General features: G+C 32.7%; 26 protein-coding genes. 4 read left to right on the forward strand and 22 right to left on the reverse strand.

Annotated features, from left to right (window positions below):
- The first annotated feature begins 132 nt into the window (after window positions 1-132).
- Window positions 133-1,497 carry a DEAD/DEAH box helicase gene (locus ACFS3A_RS03510; RefSeq protein ID WP_379823942.1) on the forward strand — a complete coding sequence of 455 codons (1,365 nt, stop codon included), beginning with the start codon at window positions 133-135 and terminating at the stop codon, window positions 1,495-1,497.
- Window positions 1,498-1,653: 156 nt separating this feature from the next.
- Entirely contained in the window at window positions 1,654-2,100 is a 447-nt protein-coding gene (locus ACFS3A_RS03515) for a hypothetical protein (protein ID WP_379823944.1), read from the forward strand.
- A gap of 178 nt (window positions 2,101-2,278) precedes the next feature.
- Here the strand turns inward: ACFS3A_RS03515 and ACFS3A_RS03520 are convergent, their stop codons facing one another.
- From ACFS3A_RS03520 to ACFS3A_RS03540, 5 genes are all read right to left on the reverse strand, one after another.
- A complete protein-coding gene (locus ACFS3A_RS03520) occupies window positions 2,279-2,857 on the reverse strand; it encodes a PhnA domain-containing protein (protein WP_379823945.1) in 579 nt (192 codons plus the stop codon).
- 91 nt (window positions 2,858-2,948) lie between these two features.
- The gene (locus tag ACFS3A_RS03525) at window positions 2,949-3,812 is read right to left on the reverse strand and encodes an alpha/beta hydrolase (protein WP_379823946.1); all 864 of its coding nucleotides are present in this window, start codon (window positions 3,810-3,812) and stop codon (window positions 2,949-2,951) included.
- 1 nt (window position 3,813) lies between these two features.
- Complete coding sequence (coaD, locus tag ACFS3A_RS03530; protein ID WP_379823947.1) at window positions 3,814-4,272, reverse strand: pantetheine-phosphate adenylyltransferase; 459 nt, start codon at window positions 4,270-4,272, stop codon at window positions 3,814-3,816.
- Window positions 4,273-4,359: 87 nt separating this feature from the next.
- Window positions 4,360-5,052 carry a DUF421 domain-containing protein gene (locus tag ACFS3A_RS03535; protein WP_379823948.1) on the reverse strand — a complete coding sequence of 231 codons (693 nt, stop codon included), beginning with the start codon at window positions 5,050-5,052 and terminating at the stop codon, window positions 4,360-4,362.
- Window positions 5,053-5,195: 143 nt separating this feature from the next.
- On the reverse strand, window positions 5,196-6,167 hold the full coding sequence (locus ACFS3A_RS03540; RefSeq protein ID WP_379823949.1) for a D-alanine--D-alanine ligase: 972 nt from the start codon (window positions 6,165-6,167) through the stop codon (window positions 5,196-5,198).
- 385 nt (window positions 6,168-6,552) lie between these two features.
- Between ACFS3A_RS03540 and ACFS3A_RS03545 the strand changes: the two genes are divergently transcribed.
- Complete coding sequence (locus ACFS3A_RS03545; RefSeq protein WP_379823950.1) at window positions 6,553-7,173, forward strand: PASTA domain-containing protein; 621 nt, start codon at window positions 6,553-6,555, stop codon at window positions 7,171-7,173.
- Window positions 7,163-8,206 carry an RluA family pseudouridine synthase gene (locus ACFS3A_RS03550; RefSeq protein WP_379823951.1) on the forward strand — a complete coding sequence of 348 codons (1,044 nt, stop codon included), beginning with the start codon at window positions 7,163-7,165 and terminating at the stop codon, window positions 8,204-8,206. Before ACFS3A_RS03545 ends, ACFS3A_RS03550 begins: the two co-directional genes overlap by 11 nt.
- Window positions 8,207-8,268: 62 nt before the next feature.
- Here ACFS3A_RS03550 and ACFS3A_RS03555 read toward each other — a convergent pair whose 3' ends face one another.
- From ACFS3A_RS03555 to ACFS3A_RS03635, 17 genes are all read right to left on the reverse strand, one after another.
- Window positions 8,269-8,754 carry a hypothetical protein gene (locus ACFS3A_RS03555; protein WP_379823952.1) on the reverse strand — a complete coding sequence of 162 codons (486 nt, stop codon included), beginning with the start codon at window positions 8,752-8,754 and terminating at the stop codon, window positions 8,269-8,271.
- 15 nt (window positions 8,755-8,769) lie between these two features.
- The gene (locus ACFS3A_RS03560; protein WP_379823953.1) at window positions 8,770-9,381 is read right to left on the reverse strand and encodes a hypothetical protein; all 612 of its coding nucleotides are present in this window, start codon (window positions 9,379-9,381) and stop codon (window positions 8,770-8,772) included.
- A gap of 17 nt (window positions 9,382-9,398) precedes the next feature.
- Window positions 9,399-10,622, reverse strand: coding sequence for an ATP-binding cassette domain-containing protein (locus ACFS3A_RS03565; protein WP_379823954.1), 1,224 nt, complete (start codon window positions 10,620-10,622; stop codon window positions 9,399-9,401).
- Between the two features lie 106 nt (window positions 10,623-10,728).
- The gene (locus ACFS3A_RS03570; RefSeq protein WP_379823955.1) at window positions 10,729-11,580 is read right to left on the reverse strand and encodes a sulfurtransferase; all 852 of its coding nucleotides are present in this window, start codon (window positions 11,578-11,580) and stop codon (window positions 10,729-10,731) included.
- Window positions 11,581-11,600: 20 nt separating this feature from the next.
- Window positions 11,601-12,407 (reverse strand): hypothetical protein, encoded by an 807-nt coding sequence (locus ACFS3A_RS03575; protein ID WP_379823956.1) that lies wholly within the window; start codon window positions 12,405-12,407, stop codon window positions 11,601-11,603.
- 79 nt (window positions 12,408-12,486) lie between these two features.
- Entirely contained in the window at window positions 12,487-13,350 is an 864-nt protein-coding gene (locus ACFS3A_RS03580) for a ThuA domain-containing protein (protein ID WP_379823958.1), read from the reverse strand.
- 16 nt (window positions 13,351-13,366) lie between these two features.
- Window positions 13,367-13,756, reverse strand: coding sequence for a DUF1398 domain-containing protein (locus ACFS3A_RS03585; RefSeq protein ID WP_379823959.1), 390 nt, complete (start codon window positions 13,754-13,756; stop codon window positions 13,367-13,369).
- Between the two features lie 86 nt (window positions 13,757-13,842).
- A complete protein-coding gene (locus ACFS3A_RS03590) occupies window positions 13,843-14,832 on the reverse strand; it encodes an alpha/beta fold hydrolase (RefSeq protein ID WP_379823961.1) in 990 nt (329 codons plus the stop codon).
- Between the two features lie 104 nt (window positions 14,833-14,936).
- Window positions 14,937-15,779: a maleylpyruvate isomerase N-terminal domain-containing protein gene (locus ACFS3A_RS03595; protein WP_379823962.1), complete on the reverse strand. Its 843-nt coding sequence runs from the start codon at window positions 15,777-15,779 to the stop codon at window positions 14,937-14,939.
- 5 nt (window positions 15,780-15,784) lie between these two features.
- The gene (locus ACFS3A_RS03600) at window positions 15,785-16,648 is read right to left on the reverse strand and encodes a mechanosensitive ion channel family protein (protein ID WP_379823963.1); all 864 of its coding nucleotides are present in this window, start codon (window positions 16,646-16,648) and stop codon (window positions 15,785-15,787) included.
- Window positions 16,649-16,666: 18 nt separating this feature from the next.
- The gene (locus ACFS3A_RS03605) at window positions 16,667-17,047 is read right to left on the reverse strand and encodes a hypothetical protein (protein WP_379823964.1); all 381 of its coding nucleotides are present in this window, start codon (window positions 17,045-17,047) and stop codon (window positions 16,667-16,669) included.
- A 12-nt stretch (window positions 17,048-17,059) separates the two neighbouring features.
- Window positions 17,060-17,497, reverse strand: coding sequence for an acyl-CoA thioesterase (locus ACFS3A_RS03610; protein ID WP_057122622.1), 438 nt, complete (start codon window positions 17,495-17,497; stop codon window positions 17,060-17,062).
- Between the two features lie 55 nt (window positions 17,498-17,552).
- On the reverse strand, window positions 17,553-18,014 hold the full coding sequence (locus ACFS3A_RS03615; protein ID WP_379823966.1) for an SRPBCC family protein: 462 nt from the start codon (window positions 18,012-18,014) through the stop codon (window positions 17,553-17,555).
- A gap of 51 nt (window positions 18,015-18,065) precedes the next feature.
- Window positions 18,066-19,349 carry a Na+/H+ antiporter gene (locus ACFS3A_RS03620; RefSeq protein WP_379823968.1) on the reverse strand — a complete coding sequence of 428 codons (1,284 nt, stop codon included), beginning with the start codon at window positions 19,347-19,349 and terminating at the stop codon, window positions 18,066-18,068.
- Window positions 19,350-19,476: 127 nt separating this feature from the next.
- Window positions 19,477-20,241 (reverse strand): hypothetical protein, encoded by a 765-nt coding sequence (locus ACFS3A_RS03625; RefSeq protein ID WP_379823969.1) that lies wholly within the window; start codon window positions 20,239-20,241, stop codon window positions 19,477-19,479.
- A gap of 23 nt (window positions 20,242-20,264) precedes the next feature.
- The gene (locus ACFS3A_RS03630; RefSeq protein WP_379823970.1) at window positions 20,265-21,005 is read right to left on the reverse strand and encodes a hypothetical protein; all 741 of its coding nucleotides are present in this window, start codon (window positions 21,003-21,005) and stop codon (window positions 20,265-20,267) included.
- Between the two features lie 67 nt (window positions 21,006-21,072).
- On the reverse strand, window positions 21,073-22,557 hold the full coding sequence (locus tag ACFS3A_RS03635; protein WP_379823971.1) for a TlpA family protein disulfide reductase: 1,485 nt from the start codon (window positions 22,555-22,557) through the stop codon (window positions 21,073-21,075).
- Window positions 22,558-22,789: the final 232 nt, after the last annotated feature.

The following is a 22,789-nucleotide window of genomic DNA, read 5'->3' on the forward strand; positions in this document are numbered from 1 at the left end:
TCAGGCAATCAATAGCCAAATCCAATCAAAAATAAAAAAACTTAGCTCCCGATAACTATCCGGATTGCGAATAAAAACCTGAAACCGCAAACAAGAAAAACTTGAAACAACTTTTTTACCTACTTTTGCAAAATGAATAAAAAACACCATTCCAACGACATACTTTCGAATTTAGGAATTGAAAGCCTAAACGAAATGCAGGAAACTGCAAAAGATGCAATTCTACACGATAATAACGTTTTATTACTTTCTCCAACGGGATCCGGAAAAACACTGGCGTTTTTGCTTCCTGTTTTAGAATTATTACAACCGGAAATTTTATCAGTGCAATGTCTGATTTTGGTTCCATCCCGCGAATTAGGATTGCAGATTGAACAGGTTTGGAAAAAAATGGGAACGCCATACAAAGTCAATATTTGTTATGGCGGACATTCGATTGATACTGAAATCAAAAATTTAAGCAATCCGCCGGCGGTTTTAATTGGAACGCCCGGAAGAATTGCCGATCATATTGACAGGGAAACTTTCAGAACTGATAAAATTCAGACTTTGATTCTGGATGAGTTTGATAAATCGCTTCAGTTAGGGTTTCATGAGCAAATGTCTTTCATTATTGGAAGATTAGCCAAAGTAAACAAAAGAGTTTTGGTTTCGGCTACATCTGATATTGAGATTCCAAAATATACCAGAGTTGTAAATCCGACTGTTTTAGACTTTATTCCGGAGGAAGAGGAAAAAGAGAACCTTTCGATGAAAATGGTTCTTTCGCCAGCCAAAGATAAATTACAGAGTTTGTTCAATTTAATTTGTTCACTGAAATCAGAATCGGCTATTATTTTCTGTAATCACCGTGATGCTGCAGAACGAATCAGCGATACTTTAAACGAAAAAGGAATTTATTCGGTTTATTATCATGGCGGAATGGATCAGGAAGAGCGTGAGCGTGCTTTGATTCAGTTTAGAAACGGAAGTGTGACCTATTTAGTTACAACCGATTTGGCTGCGAGAGGTTTGGATATTCCGGAAATGAAACACGTTATTCATTATCATTTGCCATTAAAAGAAGACGAATTTACACATCGTAACGGACGTACAGCCCGTATGCAGGCAACGGGAACGGCGTATATTATCATTCACGAAAGTGAAAAACAATTGGATTATATTGATTATGAAATGGAAGTCCTGGATGTGGAGGGAAAAGTTTCCTTGCCAAATCCGCCTCAGTTTCAAACTATCTATATCAGTGGCGGAAAGAAAACCAAACTAAATAAATTTGACATTGTAGGTTTCTTTTCTCAAAAAGGGAAACTGGAAAAAGAGGATTTAGGATTAATTGAAGTAAAAGATTTTGTTTCGTTTGCGGCGGTAAAATTTAATAAAGTAAAAGACCTTTTGAAAAATATCAAAGATGAAAAAATGAAAGGCAAGAAGTTTAAAATTGAAGTGGCCCGAAATGTCATTAAAAAAGTAGAGGAGGAGAAAAGAGGGAAGTACTGATTTTAGATTTTAGATTTATTTATTTGTATTTCAGTGTTTTAGGTTTGGATGGCTAAGTTTTACAATTTTATGTTAAAAAAATAATGATTTGATAGGTGTTTTTTCAATATTTCTATGTTTTTTTGCTACAGTAAAATTGTAAACCCCAAATTCATTATGAAAAACATTATTACCATTGCCGTTCTGTTCTTTAGCTTTGTGTCGTTTGCCCAAGTTAAGGTTCTGGAAACAGTTCCTGTTGAGAAATTAGGAAAAGTAAATAACAATTACATCCAAAAAATTGGAGATGAGTACACGGTGTATTATACTATTGTCCAAAATGATGAGGATTCTTCAAACCTAAGAAAATTTTCATTCAAAAACATTGATAATGCATACAACAACCTTTACAGCATTATTGTTGGAGGATTTACTGCAACACCTTTGTATGATATCAAATTAGAATTACCAAACAATTACATTTGGTTACACTATACTTCAAATGTAGTTCCGGACAAAGCAACTGTACAGTTCATGGTTTCAAGCAAAGAAAGAGACGCTGATACAAATAATGTTTCTGAGCCATTCGTAAAAGATCAAATCAATAAATTATTCCAGAAATAATTTTTTTAAGGTTCAAAGGTACAGAGTTACAAAGGGACAAAGTTTTTTGAACTTTATTTCACTATCATAAAAAAAGCTGTTCTATTGAACAGCTTTTTTGTTTAGTTTCATGTTATTTTGGTTTAAGAGAGAAACCTTTGTCACTTTGTAACTCTGTACCTTTGCTACTAAAAAAAAATTATATTTTTTTGACATATTGTGTAATAATCACAATCTGTTGTCCATCAACTTTTCCTTCAATATATTCAGCATTTTCGTGATCTAAACGGATGTTTCTAACGGCAGTTCCTTGTTTGGCAACCATACTTGAACCTTTAACTTTAAGATCTTTGATTAAAACAACAGAATCGCCATGTTGTAGTACTACGCCGTTGCTGTCGCGGTGAACCAGTTTGTTTTCGTCATCTTCGCCTTCTCCGGTTGATTTTGCCCATTCCAAAATATCTTCTTCTAAATACATCATATCCAGCAATTCCTGAGGCCATCCTGCAGCTCGCATACGGCTTAACATTCTCCAGGCCACAACCTGAACCGGAATATTTTCGTTCCACATGCTGTCATTAAGGCATCTCCAGTGATTTAAATCGACGTTGTCGGGATTTTCAATTTGGTCAATACAGGTATTACAGGCTAATATAGCTTCATCGATTCCGCCTTTTTTAGTTGGCAGAACCTGATAAACTTTTAAATTTTCTTCAGCGCCACAAAGCTCACATTTAGCTCCGCTTCGTTTGCTTAATTCTCTTTCGATGCTCATTTTTTGGTGTTTATTTTAAAATGCGAAATTACTTATAATTTGGTTTGATTGCAAGTTAATGTTTAAATGGTGTTTTACTTAAAATTTTAAATCATGTTTTTTGAATCCACTTTACAATTGTATCAACTGCTGTTTTATCAATTTCATATATCGAATGATAATCTTTTGTTTGTTTCCAATCATCTTTACCTTTCGTTAAAAAATGATCCAATCCTTTTAAGCTTGTTGTATTTATTTTTTTATTATTTAATGCATTTATAAGATTTATAGTTTTTTCAGTATTAAAAAATGTATCATTAGTTCCTGCAATAAACAATAAAGGGATATCTATGTTTTCAAATATATTCAAAGCGCTAACCTTTGACTTTGAATTATTATTTTTAGAAGAAAATTGGGGATTCTTAAACTTTCCATATTTTTCTACTGGAGTAGACAGGAGTATAATAAAGTCTGGATTGATTCCTTTCTGGTGATTTTCAATTGCAGCAATTCCGCCTAAGCTATGTCCTAAAATTCCAATGTTCTTATTTGATAAGCTATGAATTGTTCTAATATTTTTATAAACACAATACAAATCCCGAATAATTTGGTCTACACTAAAATTTACCGTTCCACCAGATTTGCCAACACCACGGTCATCAAAACGATAAACTCCAATATTGTTTTTTAATAGTTCTTCGGCTAATTTATAATGAGAATTACGTGTGTCTTTTCCGCTTCCAGGTGTTATGATGACAATTTTTGAATATTCAGTTTTTGGAAAAATGAATGTGCCACTTAATAATGTGTTATCTTCAGTGTCTATAAAGTTGATTTCTTCGGAATTATACTGTTCAGAATTTTCTATTTCTTTTCTTAAAACAATACTCTTTTGTGCGAGTAGTTGATTAAAGTAGGTTGAAATTAGAAGTACGTGAACTATTTTAAAAAATATGTGAATTTTGTTGTTTAACATTTTACTTTTTAACCCTAACAGCTTTTGGAACCAATTGTTCGTATTCGCCACCATGACGCAATACATCACGTACAATGCTTGAACTGATAAAAGAAGTACTTGCAGCTGTTAATAAAAATACGGTTTCTATCTTTGACAATTTTCTGTTGGTATGTGCAATGGCTTTTTCAAATTCGAAATCGGCTGGATTACGCAAACCTCTTAAAATGAAGTTGGCTTTTTCCTTTTTAGCTAAATCGATTGTTAATCCTTCGTAGGTAATAACGGAAATTTTTGGTTCATCTTTAAAAGTTTCTTCAATAAAGCGTTTTCTTTCTTCTAACGAAAACATGTATTTTTTTTCGGCATTGACACCAATCGCAATTACAATTTCATCAAACAAAGGAATTCCTCTTTTGATAATATCTTCGTGTCCAAGTGTAATAGGGTCAAATGATCCCGGGAATATGGCTTTTCGCATTTTTTTCTTTTTAAGGTTCAAAGCTACAAAGGCACAAAGGCGCAAAGTTTTTAGAAATTAATTGAAGCTTTGTTTGAGATTTATATGTTATGTTATTCTTTTTGTGTTTATTGCTTCAACCCATTCGTCTTTTTTGCAAACTCGGCAATTTGCTGTTCCTTTCTTTTGTTCTTCGGTATTTCCGCAGAAACTACAGGAATAAATACCATCAGAGGGAATGAATTTATTTTTTGCATAGAATAATGACGGCAAAATGGGCAATCCGTATCCCACCTCTTTGTCTTCGTAATAAAAAACGCTTATTTCGCCACTGGTTTCTATAAAAGCGTGTTTTACCTGTCCTAAATGCTCAATTGATTTGATACGCAATTCTGCGAAGAATTCGTCTTGTGCTAAACTTTCTTTTTTGAAAGTGGAAACAGAAAACTTTCCGTCATTAATCAAACACTCTGTTTTACCTTCTATAAATTCTTCAAACTTTTTGCTTTTTCCTGTAAGCCAGGTTACAGAGCGATATAAAATAATTATGGTAGTAAAAACAATTGCTGCGGGAACAATTCCAACATCTTCATAAAACATAGGATCTCCTGCTGCAGAACCTAATGCAATGATAATTACTGTCTCAAAAATCGATAATTGTTTTACGCCTCTTTTTCCTGCCAGTTTTAAGGTCAGCAACAAAATGGTAAACATTACTGTTGAACGGAATATTACTTCCAGAAGAAAACTTTCAGGCAAGCTGTTAAAAAAGAGTCTATCCCATTCAAAGATTTGTTTCATTTTTTTTGAGGTGCTAAGGTTCTAAGATGCTAAGTTTTTAGGTTTAAAGTAAAAAGGTTTTTACCTCACTTTGTTTAGTTTGATTTTTAAAAAAATAAGGTTCTGAAATCTTAGTGTCTTAGAATCTCAGAACCTTAGTATCTTTAAGCTAAAGCTAACTCAATTGCATTTGTAAACAAATCTTCCAGAGAAATTCCGGCTGCTTTTGCTTGTTGCGGAATCAAACTTTCTGTTGTTAAACCTGGAATAGTATTCATTTCAAGCATGTGAGGCTCGTCATTTACGATAATGAATTCGCTTCTGGAGAAACCTTTCATTTTTAAAACTTCGTAAGCACGTTTTGCTGTATCTGCTACTTTCTTGGTTAGTTCGTCAGAGATTCTTGCTGGCGTGATTTCTTGTGATTTTCCTTCGTATTTTGCTTCGTAATCAAAGAAATCATTGTCTGAAACGATTTCTGTAATTGGAAGAACTTTAATTTCGCCTTGATAATTGATTACGCCTACAGAAACCTCAGTTCCGTCAAGGAAACTTTCGATGATGATTTCGTTGTCTTCTTTGTAAGCTACTTCAATAGCAATTGGAAGTTCAGCCTCAGTTTTTACTTTTGAAATTCCGAAACTAGAACCTGCTTTGTTTGGTTTTACGAAACAAGGCAATCCTACTTTTTTAACGATTTCAGCTGTATTGATTTCGTCTCCTTTGTTCAAATAATAAGAAACTGCAGTTTTGATTCCGTATGGTTTTAAAACCGATAATAAATCTCTTTTATTGAATGTTAGAGCCGATTGGTAATAATCGCAAGAAGATTGTGGCAGACCGATTAATTCAAAATAAGCTTGCATTAATCCGTCTTCGCCTGGAGTTCCATGAATGGCGTTGAAAACACAGTCAAAAGTGATTTTTTCACCATTTACCGTTACAGAAAAATCATTTTTATCGATTGGGAATTCGGCATCTTTATCGTCTACATAAACCCATTTTTCTTTAAAAATATGAATTCGGAATCCGTTGTATTTTGTTTTATCAAGATATTGATACACGACATTCCCGCTGATTAAAGATATTTTGTATTCGCTGGAATAGCCGCCCATGATGATGGCAATGTTTTTCATGTTTTTTGTTTCAGGTTTTAATTTGTTTACTTCGTCAGTTCGGCTAAAGCCTCGTGTCAAGTTTCAGGTTTCAAGTTTTGTTACGATTGTGAAAACTGATTGTTGAATCTTTTTTATTGAGTATATGATTTTTTAATAAATAACGTTCTTATGAAACCAAGAGTTCTAGCCCTGATAGAAGCGGCATCTCCCGATTTAGAAAAACAAGGCTTTTTAGCCGTAGTTTTTGTTTATCGGGAATACAGCGGATAGCAGGAATCAGCTCCTGAAAATTATCCTTGAACTTCGCTCAGGATTACAATCTTGTCACTTTCTTGTTTTAAACAAAATTATCATTTTTTTTGAAACGAAATACTTTATCTTTGTCGCTATTAAAAATAAATTTATGAGTTTACGTCAGTATCTAACAAGCCGAGTTTTTTTCTTGCAATTGCTTGCGGCCGCAGCTATTATCGCTGTTATTGGTTATTTATTTATGCATTGGTTGACTTTTACAACTGATCACGGACACGAAATCGAGGTTCCGAATTTGTCTAAATTAACTGAAGAGCAAGTTGAAAATAAATTGGACGAATTGGATTTGGATTACGTTCTATTGGATAGTGTTGATTACAGAAGCGAATACCCAAAATATAGTGTTGTAGAGCAAGATCCACTTCCAGGAACTAAGGTAAAAGTGGGCAGAAAAATTTATATTAAGATCAATGCATCCGGATTTTCTTCTGTGAAAATTCCTGATTTAATCGAAAAAACATATCGTGAAGCGGTGCCAACGTTAAAAGCGTTAGGGCTTGAGCCGGGAACGATTACGTATATTCCAAATCTTGGAAAAGATATGGTTTTGGAAATGCGTTTAAAAGGAAGAAACTTAAAAGTAGGAGACCGCGTTTTGAAAGCGTCTAAAATCGATTTGGTTTTAGGAGACGGAAAAGCAAGTTATGTAGATGAAAGCCAGGCAACAGATAGTACTGCAACGCCTGTAGAAACCCCAAATGATGAACAATAATATTGAAGAAAATTTAGATCTGGAAGACGAATTATTTGAGCACTACAGATTTGAAGTCCCAAAAGGTCAGGCGTTTTTACGTATTGACAAATATTTAATGTATTTGATTCCGAATGCCACACGAAATAAGATTCAGAATGCGGCAACTAACGGAAATATTTTTGTAAATGATATTCCGGTAAAATCAAATTACAAAGTAAAACCTCTTGATGTGATCACAGTTATGTTGTCGCATCCTCCGTTTGAAAATCATATTCTTCCTGAGGATATTCCGTTGAATATTGTTTATGAAGATGATGCTCTTTTATTGATTAATAAAGAGCCTGGAATGGTTGTGCATCCGGGTCACGGAAATTATACCGGAACTTTGGTAAATGCTTTGGCGTATCATTTTGATAATCTGCCAATGAACAGCAGTGAACGTCCAGGTTTGGTGCACCGAATTGATAAGGATACTTCCGGACTTTTGGTTGTTGCGAAAACAGAAGCGGCGATGACGCATTTGGCAAAACAGTTTGAAGCTAAAACTACCGAACGTGAATATATAGCTTTGGTTTGGGGAAATGTTGCTGAAGAAAGTGGTACTATTGAAGGAAACCTGGCAAGACATTTAAAAGACCGTATGCAAATGGCGGTTTTTGATGATCCGGAAATTGGAAAACCGGCTATTACACATTATAAAGTTTTGGAACGTTTTGGTTATGTGACTTTGATTTCTTGCAAACTGGAAACAGGAAGAACGCACCAGATTCGTGCTCATATGAAACATATTGGTCATCCGTTATTTAATGATGAACGTTACGGCGGTCATTTGATTTTGAAAGGAACGACTTTTACGAAATACAAACAGTTTATCGAAAATTGTTTTAAAGCTTTACCTCGTCAGGCACTGCATGCCAAAACGCTTGGATTTGTTCACCCAAACACAGGAGAATTAATGCGTTTTGATACGGAATTACCAGACGATTTTAAAGAATGTATCGAGAAATGGCGTAATTATGTGAAATCGCATAATACTGACGATGAGAATTAGTTTTTTAGAAAATAGAGAATAGATTAAAGAATATAGAAAAAAGCTCCATAAAGGAGCTTTTTTTATGATTCTACTTTGACATTACGATCTAAGAATATGGAGATTTTCTCTGCTATCTCATGTGCGTCTTTTTCTAATAACTGTTTTTTTATGATGTAGTCATTTGATGAAATAGGAAAAACATCTAAGTATACCTTCCAGCCTAAACTATATTTTCCTCGTAAATAAGTAACATTTACAGATTGTAATTTATATAATTTGCAGTGAAATTTATTGTTAATATACAAATCTTCGTTTCTAATGCTAAGTATATGAAATTTGGTTCTGTACCATTCAAAGTAATCATTAAATAACATGTATGCTAGTGCTGACGTTGCAATGATTATTGAAATAGAGGTTTCGACTAATAGTTCAGGTTTTAGCTGGCTGAAAATTAATAGTAATATTGAAAAGAAAATTATTAAAGGAACAATCAGTGCTTTTTTATTGAAATAAAATGAAATAGTCATTTCGTTATCACCATTTTGCAATATCTCGTATTTTTCCATTCGTTACGATTATTTCTAGAAAGTTCTAATTGTCAAATCGGTTATTTTTACTTCTCCATTGGTTATAAAACCTAATTTTCCTGTTTGGCTTAGGTTGTTATTTTCTAAAGAACATTCTAATGTGGTTTTATTATCTACTGAAAATAATAATTGGTTGTTTTGAACTTTAATTTTTACAGAATACCATTTGTGGTTTTGCAGTTCAATAGGTTTGTTGAAAAGGCTTTTCCCACCTCTTTTCCCATACTCATTACTGTTTATGTCATAAACACCTTTTCCAATTACGATATTTTGATCTATTTGATAAAGATAGGTTCTAATGTAATTTCCTTTTTCTAAATTCAACATGACTTCGAATAAAGATTCTTTCGTCATATTAGCTTTAAATTCTATTTCATAGTTTTTTGGCAGTTTCTTTTTTGATTCTAAAACACCCCATTCTGAAGCAGATCCAGTTCCGATAATGGTGTCATTTTTTAGAATCCATTCTTTTGAATTGATTCTCCAATCTGACTTTAATTTTGAAGATGTATTAAGAGTATATTCTTTTTTTACTGTTGAAATTGTACCTGAGCAGGAAAACAATAACAGCTGTAAAATAAACACTATAGAAATCTGGTTTCTCATTTTAATTTATGTAAATATTACTTTATTTGTCCTGTTGAACCTGTTTCTGATGGAAGAAGTTCAAATACTGAAGTAGGAGCAAGGCCTTGTTCAATTCTATGTGAAACGTACAAAATAGATACGTTTGTTTCTTGTTTAATGGTATTAATTAACTGAATTACTAAATCTACGTTTTCGTCATCTAAACCTTCTACAGGTTCGTCTAAGATTAATAATGGCGGGTGTTTTAAAACGGCACGAACAATTAATCCAACTCTTTGTTGACCGATAGAAAGATCGATGAAACGTTTTTTACGTAAATGAGTCATCTCGATTACTTCCAGCCATTGCGTCACGATGTTTTTTTGATGTGTGGTTGGTTCTGTGTAAAGTCCGATTTGATCAAAGAAACCCGATAATATCATTTGCTCCAAAGTATGACCTTTTTGAAACAAATCCATCATTGCGGTTGTATAAATTCCGATTTGTTTTTTGATGTCCCAAACGCTTTCTCCGGTTCCTTTTTTTCTTCCGAACAAAAATAAATCCTGTCCAAAACCTTTTGGATTATCTCCTGTGATTAAGGATAAAATAGTACTTTTTCCGGAACCGTTTGGACCAATTAACTGCCAGAATTCGCCTTGTTTGATCGTCCAGGAGATGTTGTCAAGAATCTTTCTTTCGTCATAACTTACCGAAACATTTTCCAGTCTGATTAACTCGTTTTCTGGAAACGAATGAACTTCAGTTGCTTTTGGAATTGCAGTTGTATTTAAGGTTTTGAAATGATTTTCGCTTTTTACGAACGGATGCAATTCGAATGTATTGTCTTTTATTTGCGCTTTGTTGGGAACAAATTCAAGAACATCAACGGTACGATTTAAAAGCTGAATAATGGCAATGTCATTCGTCAGATCTTTTAAAGAATCGGCTAAAACTACTCTTGAAGCCTGATCTAAATGATCAAAAGGATTATCAAAAATAATGAAATCCGGTTTTTGATTGATGCAATATTTTAAAAACTCTTTTTTACGTTCGCCTGAAGAAAACGTTCTTAGCTGTCTGTTTGAAGTAGTCGAAGCTTCGACGCTGTCGTATTGAAATTCTTTTTCGATGAATTTTTCGATGGCAATATCAGAGAACAGTATTCCTTTTTGAGTGTTAAAAACGGCTAATTCTCCAGTTGCTTCGCCATTTAATATGTTGTCAATTAATTTCTTTTTATTTACCTGATTTGATAAAAGTATATCCCAGTGTTGCATTGTATTTTTAAATTTTTGTTTTTTGCCACAGATTATGAGGATTAAAAAGGATTAATCATTTGAATCTTTTTATCCCGATAATTATCGGGAGTGGCTAAATATTATTTTATTCTAATTTTTTTGTTGCCATTTCGCGGTGATTTCTTGACCATTCGCTCCATGATCCCACATATAATTTCGGAATTGGAAGTCCGGCGTAATCCATTGCTAACAAGGTGTGACAAGCTGTAACTCCCGATCCGCAATGTACAATTATGTTTTCGTCTTTTTTATCTCCAATTACAGATTTGTATTTTTGAGCTAATTCTTCAGCAGATTTAAAGAGTCCGCTTTCATCTAAATTTTCAGTTAGCGGAATATTAACTGCACCGGGAATATGTCCTGCAATTAAATCCAAAGGTTCTGTAAGTCCGTCGAATCTGTTTTTATCCCGAACATCAATGACAAGATTTTGATCGTTTTTACGAGCTTTTTCGACTTCTTCTATACTGGCTAATGGTAAATTCCATTCTTTAATTGGGTATGTTGTTTTCTGATATGTTTCAGTTCCTGAATTTGTTGGAAAGTCATTTTGTAATGCTGATTGGTAACCACCATTTAAAACCTGAATTTTTTCGTGTCCAATTGCACGCATCAACCACCAGAATCTTGCAGCGAAATTAGATCCATTTTTATCATCGTAAACAATAATATGATCTGATGGTGAAACTCCTAATTTTGAAAGTGTTTCTGCAAATTGTTCTATAGTTGGCAATGGATGTCTGCCTCCATTTGCCGGATTTTCCGGAATAGAAGCCAAATCCAGATTTAGATCTACAAAACGAGCGCCTTTTAAATGCTCTTTTTGATAAACTTCAAATGCATTTGAACCCGCTCTGGCGTCAATTAAAATGATTTCAGAAAGATTGAGTTGGTTTAATTCTTCAGCGGAAATTATTGGAGAAAGAGAAGTAGACATTTTTATTGTTTTTTAAATTGTTAATCGGCGAAAGCCTGACCATAAAAAATTAAAAAAGTATTGCTTTTTTTGTCGTATAGTAAACATTCCCAATTATTGTAAACGGCACTGGTAGCAAAACAAAGCGTATTCGCTAGGTTTGTTTTTGACACATTTTTGGCGAAACATCCATCTTTTAATATAAAATTTTCATCTTTTGATATATCTGTAATTTTAAGATATGAAGATTCTAAATAAGACTCTATGCTTTTTTCAAGGTAATCTTCATTGCTAATCAAAAATTCATTTGCAAATTGATAATCTAATGTTCCAAAAGAGTAGAAATTACAATTAGCATCTTTTAGACCATTTATGACTTTTATATCCTTATACAATTCAGCATACGTTGAAGATTTTTCATTGTAGAGCAGAATTGAAATTTTTTCATTCTTTTTGTCATAAACTATAAATGCAAAGTCATTGCTGTTTTCTTGAAACAAGCTTCCTTTTGCAATAGAGAGTAATTCATAATTATGATTCTTCTTGAAATAAGATTGTTGTTCTGTGTCTATTTCTTCAATCAATTTATTATGAATATTTAAAAAAATCTTCTTTTCAGAAAGTTGTTTTAAGCTTTCTTTTTCTCTTTGTATACGATCGATGTCTTCAGGATTATCAAACGTAGAAACTTGATAATTTACGCTTTCAGATTCCTTTTTTTTATTAATTATTTCTGGTGATGTTTCTTTTTGTTGATTGTCTTCTTTATTTATTTTATTCTCCTGCTGTTTTGAGTTGCAAGAGATTATTAGTAATGTAAAGAGAATTAGGACAATTTTATTTTTCATTCAATTTAAATCTTGGTGGCGGTATTTATAATAATATTTATTAGGGAATTATAGTAAATAAAGACTATTTGAAGAGTCTTCACTGAACCTGTTTTTTTGAATTACCAAGCCAAAGCAATGTGTTCAAAATCATTTGGCTTTGTATTTTATTTTCAAAAGTGTACGATACTGTTTTGTTAGTTCCGCCTTCATAATCGATGTCGTTATGTCCCATGTTTACGTACAGCATTTTGTATTTTTTATTCGTCCATACAACAGGATAATAACCGCTATGCCAGATTTCATGTGCTTTTGGCCCAGTTCCTAACGGAAAACTGGATTCGTCTATGGCCAATAAAATCTCAATATCGGGATTTTTAGTTAAGTCGTTAGACCAGCGATACCACTCGTTTGGAGCTGAACTAAAAATCTTAGGAAGATTTTTAGTAACAGGATGCTGATTTTCTACGCGCAAAACCGCCGAAGTTGGTCTCCAGGTATTACTGCCATATTCGCCGGAACCTAAAAAAGTATTATGATACCAATTCCAATCCTGATTGTAACTTGAATTATTCAAAGCGAAAGCAGCAAAATGAAATCCGATAAAACCACCGCCATTTTCCATATATTTTTGAAAAGCTTCTCGTTGTTCTTTCTTTTCAGGTCGTGTGTCCAGAAACAAAACAATTTTATATTGGGCTAAAAATTTTGCGTTTAGATTATCCCAATTGCTGGTTGAATCGTATTGAAAATGATTTTCTTCAGCTAATTTTGGAAAATATTTATTGGCTTCATGAACAAAGCTGATATGCGCCTGATCATTTTTGGCGGTGTAAAAAGCAATGACTTTAAATTTTGGTTTTTCCTTTTTGTTTTGCGAAAATCCAAGGAAAGAAATGGCTAATATAAAGATGAAAATACTTCTTCTAAAAGTGGTTTGGAGGTTTTGGTTAGAAATGATCATGAAATAAAATCTAAGATTAGCTTGGAATTTTTTCGATCAAAATTTCATTTTCAGCTTTATCAAAATAAGTGCAGGTCATTTCGACAATATCTACACGCCATTTTGCAATTCCACATTGTGCACAGTGATTACAAAATGTCATATAATCAGTTTCGCCATGCTGATGTTTTACCAGATTTTCTATAAAAAGTTCTTTGTTGGGAAAATCAGCTACTTTTATTTCCGGATATTTTTCTTCTGCTTCGGCAGTGTAATTGTTTAAGCCGTAATATACTACGCTTCCGTCATGAACGTAAGTATCATATCCTTTTACACCTAAAATAATTAAATCCTGAATGTAATTTGGAAAATCTGCACCAGATTTTACTTTTGAGTGAGCTTCTTTTATTTGGTCTATTGTAAACATATTTATATAGTTTTTTAGGTTAGGTTTTTTTAGCCACGAATTCACGAATTTTATTAAAATAATTCGTGAATTCGTGGCTAATGAAATTATTTCAAAAATACGATTAATGCTTTTATAAATGGATCAAAAGATTCAATATGTGGTAAATGTCCGGTGTTTGGAATTTCTACCAGTTTTGAATTCGGAATTGCTTTTTGCGTTTTTTTACCTAATTCGGCATAATTTCCCATTGTTTTTTGAATTTCGGCAGCAACTAAAGGTTTTCCTAAAGCGGTTTTATCTCTGGTACCAATTATTAAAAGTGTTGGACTTTTAATATTTTTAAATTCATATAAAACAGGCTGAGTAAAAATCATATCGTACAAAAGAGCAGAATTCCAGGCTACACGATCGTAATTTGGAGCAGTTGTCCAACCCGCACCAAGTTCTGCCCATTTTTGATAATCGGCATTCCATTTTCCATCGTAATAATTCGCCATTTGATACTTTTTAATGCCCTCATAATTTTGTTTCAGTTCCGATTCGTACCACCAGTCAACAGGTTGGTACGGCACAATTAATTTCCAGTCTTCTAAACCAATCGGGTTTTCTAAAACTAATTTTTCTGTTATTTCAGGATATAGCAACGCAAAGCGAGTCGCCAGCATTCCGCCCATAGAATGTCCTAAAATTGTTGTTTTTTGAATTCCTAAATGGTCTAAAAGTTTTTTGATGTTTTGAGCTAATTGCTGAAAAGTATATTGAAAATTATCCGGTTTTGTTGATTTTCCAAAACCAATCTGATCCGGAACAATGACACGAAATCCTTCTTTGGTCAATGCTTTTATAGTAGTTTCCCAATAAGCGCCGTTGAAGTTTTTTCCATGAAGCAGTACAATATTTTTGTTATTGTAATTATCAGGTTTGATATCCATATAAGCCATCTTAAGTGCCTGACGCTGATTGCTTAATTCTAGAAAATGAACAGGAAAAGGATATTCGTAATTCGTTAGATTAATATCTAATTGTTTGATTTTCTGCTCTTGTGCCAAACAAAAAACAGGCAATAAAAGTATGAGGAGTTTTAAGTTTTTCATTTAAAAACGGTTTTTTATTAAGGAACATAAAATTACCGCTATGCATTTTTAAAACCAAAAAATACACTCTTAAAGTTATTACAAAAAAGTGATTGAGTTAACAATTAAGCCATTACAGCAACTATGTTAAGGGCAATGCAACCAAGATCTTTGTCACCGATAATTTCCACTTTTTCCAGTGCTTCAATTGGCGACATTCCTTTCGAAAATAAAAGCCATGCATCTTGTGGATTAATTTTGACAGTTGAAGTAGGATTGTTTTCTATAGAATCAATAAATTCCCAATTGTTTTCTTTTTTAATGATGTTCCATTGTCCGCCAATTTCTGTTGTTACAATTAGACTCACAATTGTACCATTTGGAGCTTGTGTATTTCTATAAGTATGCGGTAAAGCCTGAATAAAAGTTTCAATAAACGGATAAAACAATTCTTTAGTCATCAAAGCCGGTTTTCCCACAGCATCTCTAATCTGTTGTTGATGGAGGAACTTTTCGGTATATTCTCTTGCAATATGAAACCAGTTTAACGAAGTTTCCTGTCCGGCCCAAGCCACTGAAAATATTGCATTTTCAAATGAGTTTAATGTTTGTAAATGATCCGAATATTCTTTTCCTGTGCTCTCCAGTAAATCAATCAGTACATTAGGACTCAGTCTTTTTGTAGCATTCGTCCAAGTCATATTCAGATGGTTTAAGAAATCGACTAAGTCTTGATAAGAATTAATATTTTCTGGATTTTCTCCAAAATAACGATCTCTGGAAATAGATAATCCTCTTAAATTTCCATCTAATAAATGGGATGCAATATCTTTAACTTTCCATTTTTTTGCTACAGTTTGGGCGTTCCATTCTTCTTCTGTTAATGATTTTAAAAGATCGATTAATAAAGTATCCAGAATAGGGAAGAGGTGTAAAGTCTGAATTGGAATTATTTCTGAAGATTTCATTTATTTTATTTTTGATCAGGGATTTTGAAATCGCTATTTTTTAAAGTTACAACGCGCTGTGGGTATGGAATATCAATATTATTTTCGTCAAATTTTTTTTTGATGCTTTGCAGTAAATCACAATACATTACAAAACCGTCTGTAGAATTTTTTGCCCAAGCCCAAGCTTTTAGATTGACGCTCGAATCGGCTAAAGCTACTACACGAGCCACAACCAGAGGAGTTTTTTCTTTTTTGGCTTCAGCAGTTCGGATATCAATAAAAAGGGGATGTTTGGCTATTTCATCTTTCATTATCTCCAATGCTTTTTCTATGTCAGAATCGTAACCAATCCCAATTTCGATTATTTTACAGCATTTGGTATCATGCATATTGGTGTTTACGATAATCTGCGTACTAATTACAGAGTTAGGGATTATGATACGATTGTTTTCAGCATCTTTCAGAACAACTTGTCGCAGATTAATATCTTCGACGGTTCCAACAAAATTATTGATAGTAATTTTATCATTGATTTTAAAAGGTTTGAAAATCACTAAAAAAATACCGCTTACAATGTTACTCAACGCTTGCTGGGAAGCCAGACCGGCAACAAGAGAAATAACGCCGGCACCTGCTAAAAACGAATGCCCGATAATTTTAAATTCAGGAATCTGAATTAACGCAAAAGCAAATCCCAGAATATAAATTATCGTTATGATTAAATGTTTTAAGAATTTAAAACCAGTCGCATCATAATCTTTATCGATTTGTTTTCTGTATAAAAGATAACGAAGCGCTCTGTCTGTAACTGCACCAAGAATAATAGTGGTAATTGCAATTATGGCAATGATAATACCGATTCTAAAGTCTTTTATATAGTCAACCATAATTCCAGACTTTTTATTTTATTGATTTTGAATGATTGATTCTATGAGCCATTTTTTATTGTTTTTTTTTAATTTAAATTCAGTTGACATTGTAGATTGACCAAAACGAACAATAATTTGAGCAGTTGAATCTGTTATTTCTTTTTCTTTATAAAAAACATTTTTTTCTATGTCCTTAAATTTTTCGTTCTCAATATTTGGTTTGATAAGAGCCATTTTTTTGAGTATTTCTATGTGCTCTCGATTTTCTTCAGTGGGAATCAAAAAAAAATCAGCATTTTCAAAATCATGATAATATGTGTATTCTCGAAATGCAGCAACCGTCTCCTTTGGAGATTTATTTGGTTTGCAACTTATAAAGAGTGCCATAAAAATAAATAAGGTGATTAAACGTTTCATTTGATTAGTTATTTATAGTCCTACGAAATCATCACTTTTCGGAAAAATACTTAAAGCCTGAATAGCGATTTCAGGAGTTGGAGAAGCCAGTTTACGCAGTTTAGTGTCCATCCAGGCTCCGTCAACCGTAATAGTGGCACAAAGTGTATCATCTTCTCTTCTAAACTCGTGAATGATTGACCAGCGTGAAGCATCGGCTTTCATTTTAGAGGTTTTTGTATGAATGAAGATTTTATCTGAAAGTTTTAATTCTTTTCTGAAAACACATTCTTCCCTAAATAAAACAGGTCCAAAACCTTGTGTCTGCATTACTTTCAGCGTTAGTCCTAATTCTTCAAGGATTTCGATACGATGCTGTGCACCAAAATCGTAATAAGCACTGTGACGAACATGAAAATTTGGGTCAAGATCTGACCAGCGAAAAGATATTTCTTTTGTAAATGATGCCATTTTGTAATTGTAATTTTAATTTAAAACCGAAATTACGAATAAAAACTGAGTTTTATTAGAGTTCCATTTTGGATAATTCTATTTCAAGTTTATCAAAATTCTCTTCATTTTTATCGATAACATACGGCTTTAGTTTTTGACATTCTTCTACTGTTTCAAAAAGCATTTTGAAAACGACTTTTGTCTCGTTTTCAGAGATCGCTTCAAAAGTTGTTAAGATTTGAAAAAGTGGTTTAGAATGACGTTTCCAAGCAATAAGATTTGGTTTTTCTATTTTGATGAATTCACATTCGTTTGCATAATTTCCAACTTCTGGTCCATGCATAATAAAACTCCATTTTCCGCCTTCGCAAAAATTAAATTCATTAAAAGTATTGGTAAAACCTTTTGGTCCCCACCAGTTTTTTAAATGTTCAGGAGTGCTCCAGGCTTTGAACACAAGTTCTTGCGGAAAATTTAAAACTCTCGTAGTAACAATTTCTGAATCTGGTGTGGTGGAAAGAATTTCTGAAGTCATTTTCTGAAAAGTTTTAAATTAAATTGCAGTTATAGAATGATAAAGTTAAGATTAATTTTGTTGATCAATAGCTTTTTCTTCTGTTCTGGAGTTTAGCTTTTTGACAATCCACGGTAATGTAAGTCCTTGTCCTATAAGCGTAAAAAGTACAACAGCTACAGAAATGAAGATAATAGCATTCCTTTCCGGAAAAGGATCTCCATTTTCTAAAAATCTCGGAAGTCCAATAGCAATAGCAAGGGATACAATACCACGCATTCCCGACCAACCTAAAATGATACTGTTTTTGAAGTCAAGAAGGGCATCTTCGCTGATTTTTCTTTTTCCTTTTTTAATTTTTTCAAAACCTTTCTGAAGATTAATTCTCTGAAGAAATATTCTAACAAATCTAATGAGTAAGGCAACAATGGTAATAATAAAGGCGTAACCAATATACGGCAGTAACATATTATCATCTATATCTTTAAGGACGTATCTAAAATTAAGTCCGATAAGGATAAAAATTAACCCATTTAATAGAAAGATGATAATATCCCAAAGGTTCCGCGAACTGTTTTTTAAGCTTTCAGGGAAAATCTTTTTACTAAAACGGGCAATTGCTAATCCGGAAATTACAACTGCAATAACACCCGAAACATGTAGATGTTCTGCAATTAAATAAGTTACAAAAGGCATTAAAAGCATGAAACTAATAGTAACATTTGAATTTTTATGCACTTTTTTCAAGATAACAGCCAGAATTTTTGACATCACAAAACCGACTAAAAATCCGCCTCCTAATAATAAAATAAATTGCAATGTTGCCTGCCAGATTATAAAAGCAGATCCCATTACAGCGGCAACAGCAAAACGATAAGCAACCAAGGCAGAAGCATCATTAATCAAACTTTCGCCTTCCAGGATGGTTATAGTTTTATGCGAAATATCAAGTCCTTTGGTAATGCTTATAGCGGCAACAGCATCGGTTGCGGAGAGAATTGCTCCCAATACAAAGGCAAGAGACCAAGTTATATTAGGAATCAAATAATGGGCAACAACAGCGATCCAAAAGGTGGTAAGAAAAACCAAAGTTATCGCTAAAGTACTAATGGTGCTGATGTTTGTCTTGAAATCTTTAGGTGAAATATTAAACGAAGCATCATACAGAAGTGGAGGAAGAAACAATAAAAAAATAATCTCGGGATTAATCTCTATTTCATTCATTGTTGGAATAAAACCAATTCCAACACCAACAATTACAAGCAGAATAGGATAGGGTAATTTGGCTTTATCAGCAAAGGCAGATAATCCGATGACTATGGCGAGTATAAAAATAATGATGCTGTAGTTTTCCATTATTGGTAGTTACTTGAATTTAGAGCTAAATTACGTGTTTTTACAGATGGTTTGTTGTGAGTAATGAACGAAATTAGAATAACGACAAAATCAATTTATAGACTTATCATTTGTATTTCTAAGTTTATTATGGAGGCCCATCTATAGTTGGATTAGGATCTAATATGAATTTTCTTTTTGAATTACTATAAGTAACGGTTAGGGTACCGCCCATTCTTCCAATATCATTCCACACTATAAAGTTATTAGATTTTGGTTTTTCTGTTATGACATTTTGGTAAATAATTGTGGCAACATTCCCTGTCTGAGTTTCAATATTCGAAAAATCCAAAATTTGGAAAACAGAATTGTCACTTTTTTTTATAATTTTAAGTTGGTCCATTTGGGCACTATCCTGCGATTTTTGTTTAGAATAAAGTCCAACAAAATAATAATCGTTTAAGGAATGCAATTGTAATATTTCAATATTTTTAAAAGCATATTTTTCTGAAGTATCAATTAGTTTAGAAATGAAGTTTAATTGTAAAGACAATACTTTTTTGGTGCTTAAATTTGTCCAAGTTCCTTTGCACTCTTTTTCTGAAAAGTTAAACTCAAAAACAGCAGTATTTTTATTGTTTTGTACTTCATAAATAAAAGCTTGATTCGTTTTTAAGTTTATTTTTCCTTCAAGTGCTATCGGATTATTATGTTTGTCATACTTATATACTCCGTTAATATTGAATTCTTTTTTTTCTTTTTCGCCAAAAAAACCTTCTGTAATCTGAATAGAAAAAGTTATAGGATATTTATCAATAACACCTTTGTAATTATAAGATTTGAACCATCCGGCATAAATGTTATTTATGCTGAAAATTAAAAGAATTATTATTTTTAATGTTGTATGTTTCATAATTGATAAACTGCTGTGATTTATTAATTGTAAAAGTCAGTAATCGAAGTATTTTCAAATAAATAAACTTTTAATTTTGCTTTGTTGGTTTGAGATGTTGTTGGTTCATCTTCTTTCATTGTATTGGTTTCTGTCTCGGTTATTTCTCCTTTTTCAAAATCATAAAAAAGTCCAGAACGACCTCCAGCACCTCTAAAATAAGCTTCCATAGAGTAAAGTACAAGCTCATTTTTGACATATTTAAATGCACTGTCAAATGTGCCACTAGGACCAATGCTATAGAGGCTAATATGTAATTCGCCATTTTCAATTATAATGTCTTCCGTATCATATAGCTTAAAATCGTATTCATTGTATTCTGCAGGCATGACTACATCAGATACTTTGTCTAGATGATACAACTTGTCCGTGTTTTGCAAAAGAATCAGCATTGGTCTTTTAGCAGTTTTTACATCTTTGTGCTTTAAAACAACGGCAATGTCTTTTAAACCGTCATTATTTAAATCTCCCTCAGCTTCGTATTGAATTTCATAAATGCCAAGTTTTGGCAGGAAATCAGTAGCTTTTTTTCCTGTTTCCGGATAGGTAACATCTGCTTCTTCAGGATCATTTTCTTCGTACTCTTCGCCATTTTCTTCAAATTCTTTTTTGGTTGGAAGGCTGTCGGTAACGGCAACATTGTTTGAAGAGGTTTTGGTGTCTTTTTTACAAGACAATATTGTAAAAACAAGTAAAAAGAAAAGTATAGAAATTCTGTTTTTCATTAATTTAAGTTTTAATATCTCTCAAATATAAAATATTTTCCTACGTTATTCTTCAAATGATAAATCACTAGTTAGTGGATAATTGTTTTTCTAAATTTTGAATTTCCGATCCACCACTTAGTTTTTTGTTTAAAATAGTTCCGTTTTCATTTACAAGAAAATGCCACGGAATTGCAAGTGACTGACTGCCGAATATATTTCGTAAATCGTCGTCTAATTTTTTACTGGCTCTTATGTGATATCCTTCTAAATTGTAAAAATGTGCCATATCACGCCATTGTTTATCCTTGCCCTCTTTGTCTATCGAAATGTAAACCATGGTGATGTTTTTGGATTTCAGCAATTCATATAGCTTTGAGTTGTCTTTAAATTCTTCTTTACAGGGACCACACCAGGTTGCCCAAACGTCGATATAAAATGGTTTTCCGTTTAGATTCTTTACCAGATCTTTTACGGAGTTTATTTCGACAGTATTTTCTATAAATTTTACTTTCTCATTTAAAGGTTCCTCTTTTTTCTTGTGAAAAGAAAGAATAGGAATAATTGCAGGTTCAAGAAAATGAGTATAAGAACTGGAAGGATATTCTTTTTTAAATTCTTCAAAAAGTTTTATCAGTTCCTGTTCATAGTTATTATTGATTGCTTCGTAATAAATATAGGCTGCGAAATAATATTCTAACTGCAAGCCGGATAAATGTTTTTTTGCATTATCAATATTATGTGTGTGAATAAGTCCTTTTTTATTGAAATCAGTAAGGACAGCAGTATCTATCTTGTCCAGAATTAATTCATTATACCGTAAATAATTTTCGGCATAAAAATAAAACCACGGAGATTTTAAGAGTTCAGGATTGGTTACTGGATTAGATTTGAAAATCGCCGCCCAGAGTTCTGTATATTCAGCTTTATTTAAAGTATTCTTATTTTGGGCTTCATTCAAATAATTGATAAAAGCGAAACTTCCCTGCGCTCCTTTATAGAAATAATCTCTGTCTGTTTCAACAAGACGGTAGAAATCTTTAGAAATAACTTTTTCTTTTAAAAGATTTTTAAATCCTTGTAATTCATTTATTCTGCTTTCTTCCAGTTTTTGTTTGATTATAGCAGGAACACTGTCTTTGCTGTAATTTCTGGATTCGAGTTCAAAATGTCCCCCAACGATCATGCTTCTGTTGGGAATTTCATTGTATAAAAGCTGACCTTTTGCATTTTTGGATTCGACTAGAAATGGATTTTTAGCATCTTCAGTGTTAATTTGAACTTTATAGGTCATCCCTGGTTCAATAATCAAAGTTCCGTATGATTTGTATTTGTAAGATAAATCAATAAAACAGGTTTGATTCAGTTTGAGATTGATTTGAAAATTGCCTGAAGAATCCGGCTGAACGGAATCTGTAAAACCGAAATAATCAATTCCATTAATAGGTAAAGTATATTCTAATATTTCAGGAATTTTTCCGTTTATACTTCCTAAGATTTGAATATTGTTTTTTGTCTGGCATAGAACCAATCCGGGAAACAGAACGAATAAAACTAAATGGAACCATTTCATTTTTTCAGTTTTAAGAATTTTAAAGTATTTCAAATGTAATTTTTTTGAGAGAAATTAAGAAGGATTATTGGGTTAATTAGTAAATAATGACATGTAAAACAGCGATATGCCACACTTGTCATGTTTTGGAAATGTCATGTTGGCAGATGAAATTTAGACCCGGACAGTAAAACTGACAATTTTATTTAGTTTTTTATATTGGCACAAAGATTGACTTATGCCACCTGAGTTA

Source organism: Flavobacterium notoginsengisoli (assembly GCF_042686225.1).
GTDB classification, from domain to species: Bacteria; Bacteroidota; Bacteroidia; order Flavobacteriales; family Flavobacteriaceae; genus Flavobacterium; species Flavobacterium notoginsengisoli.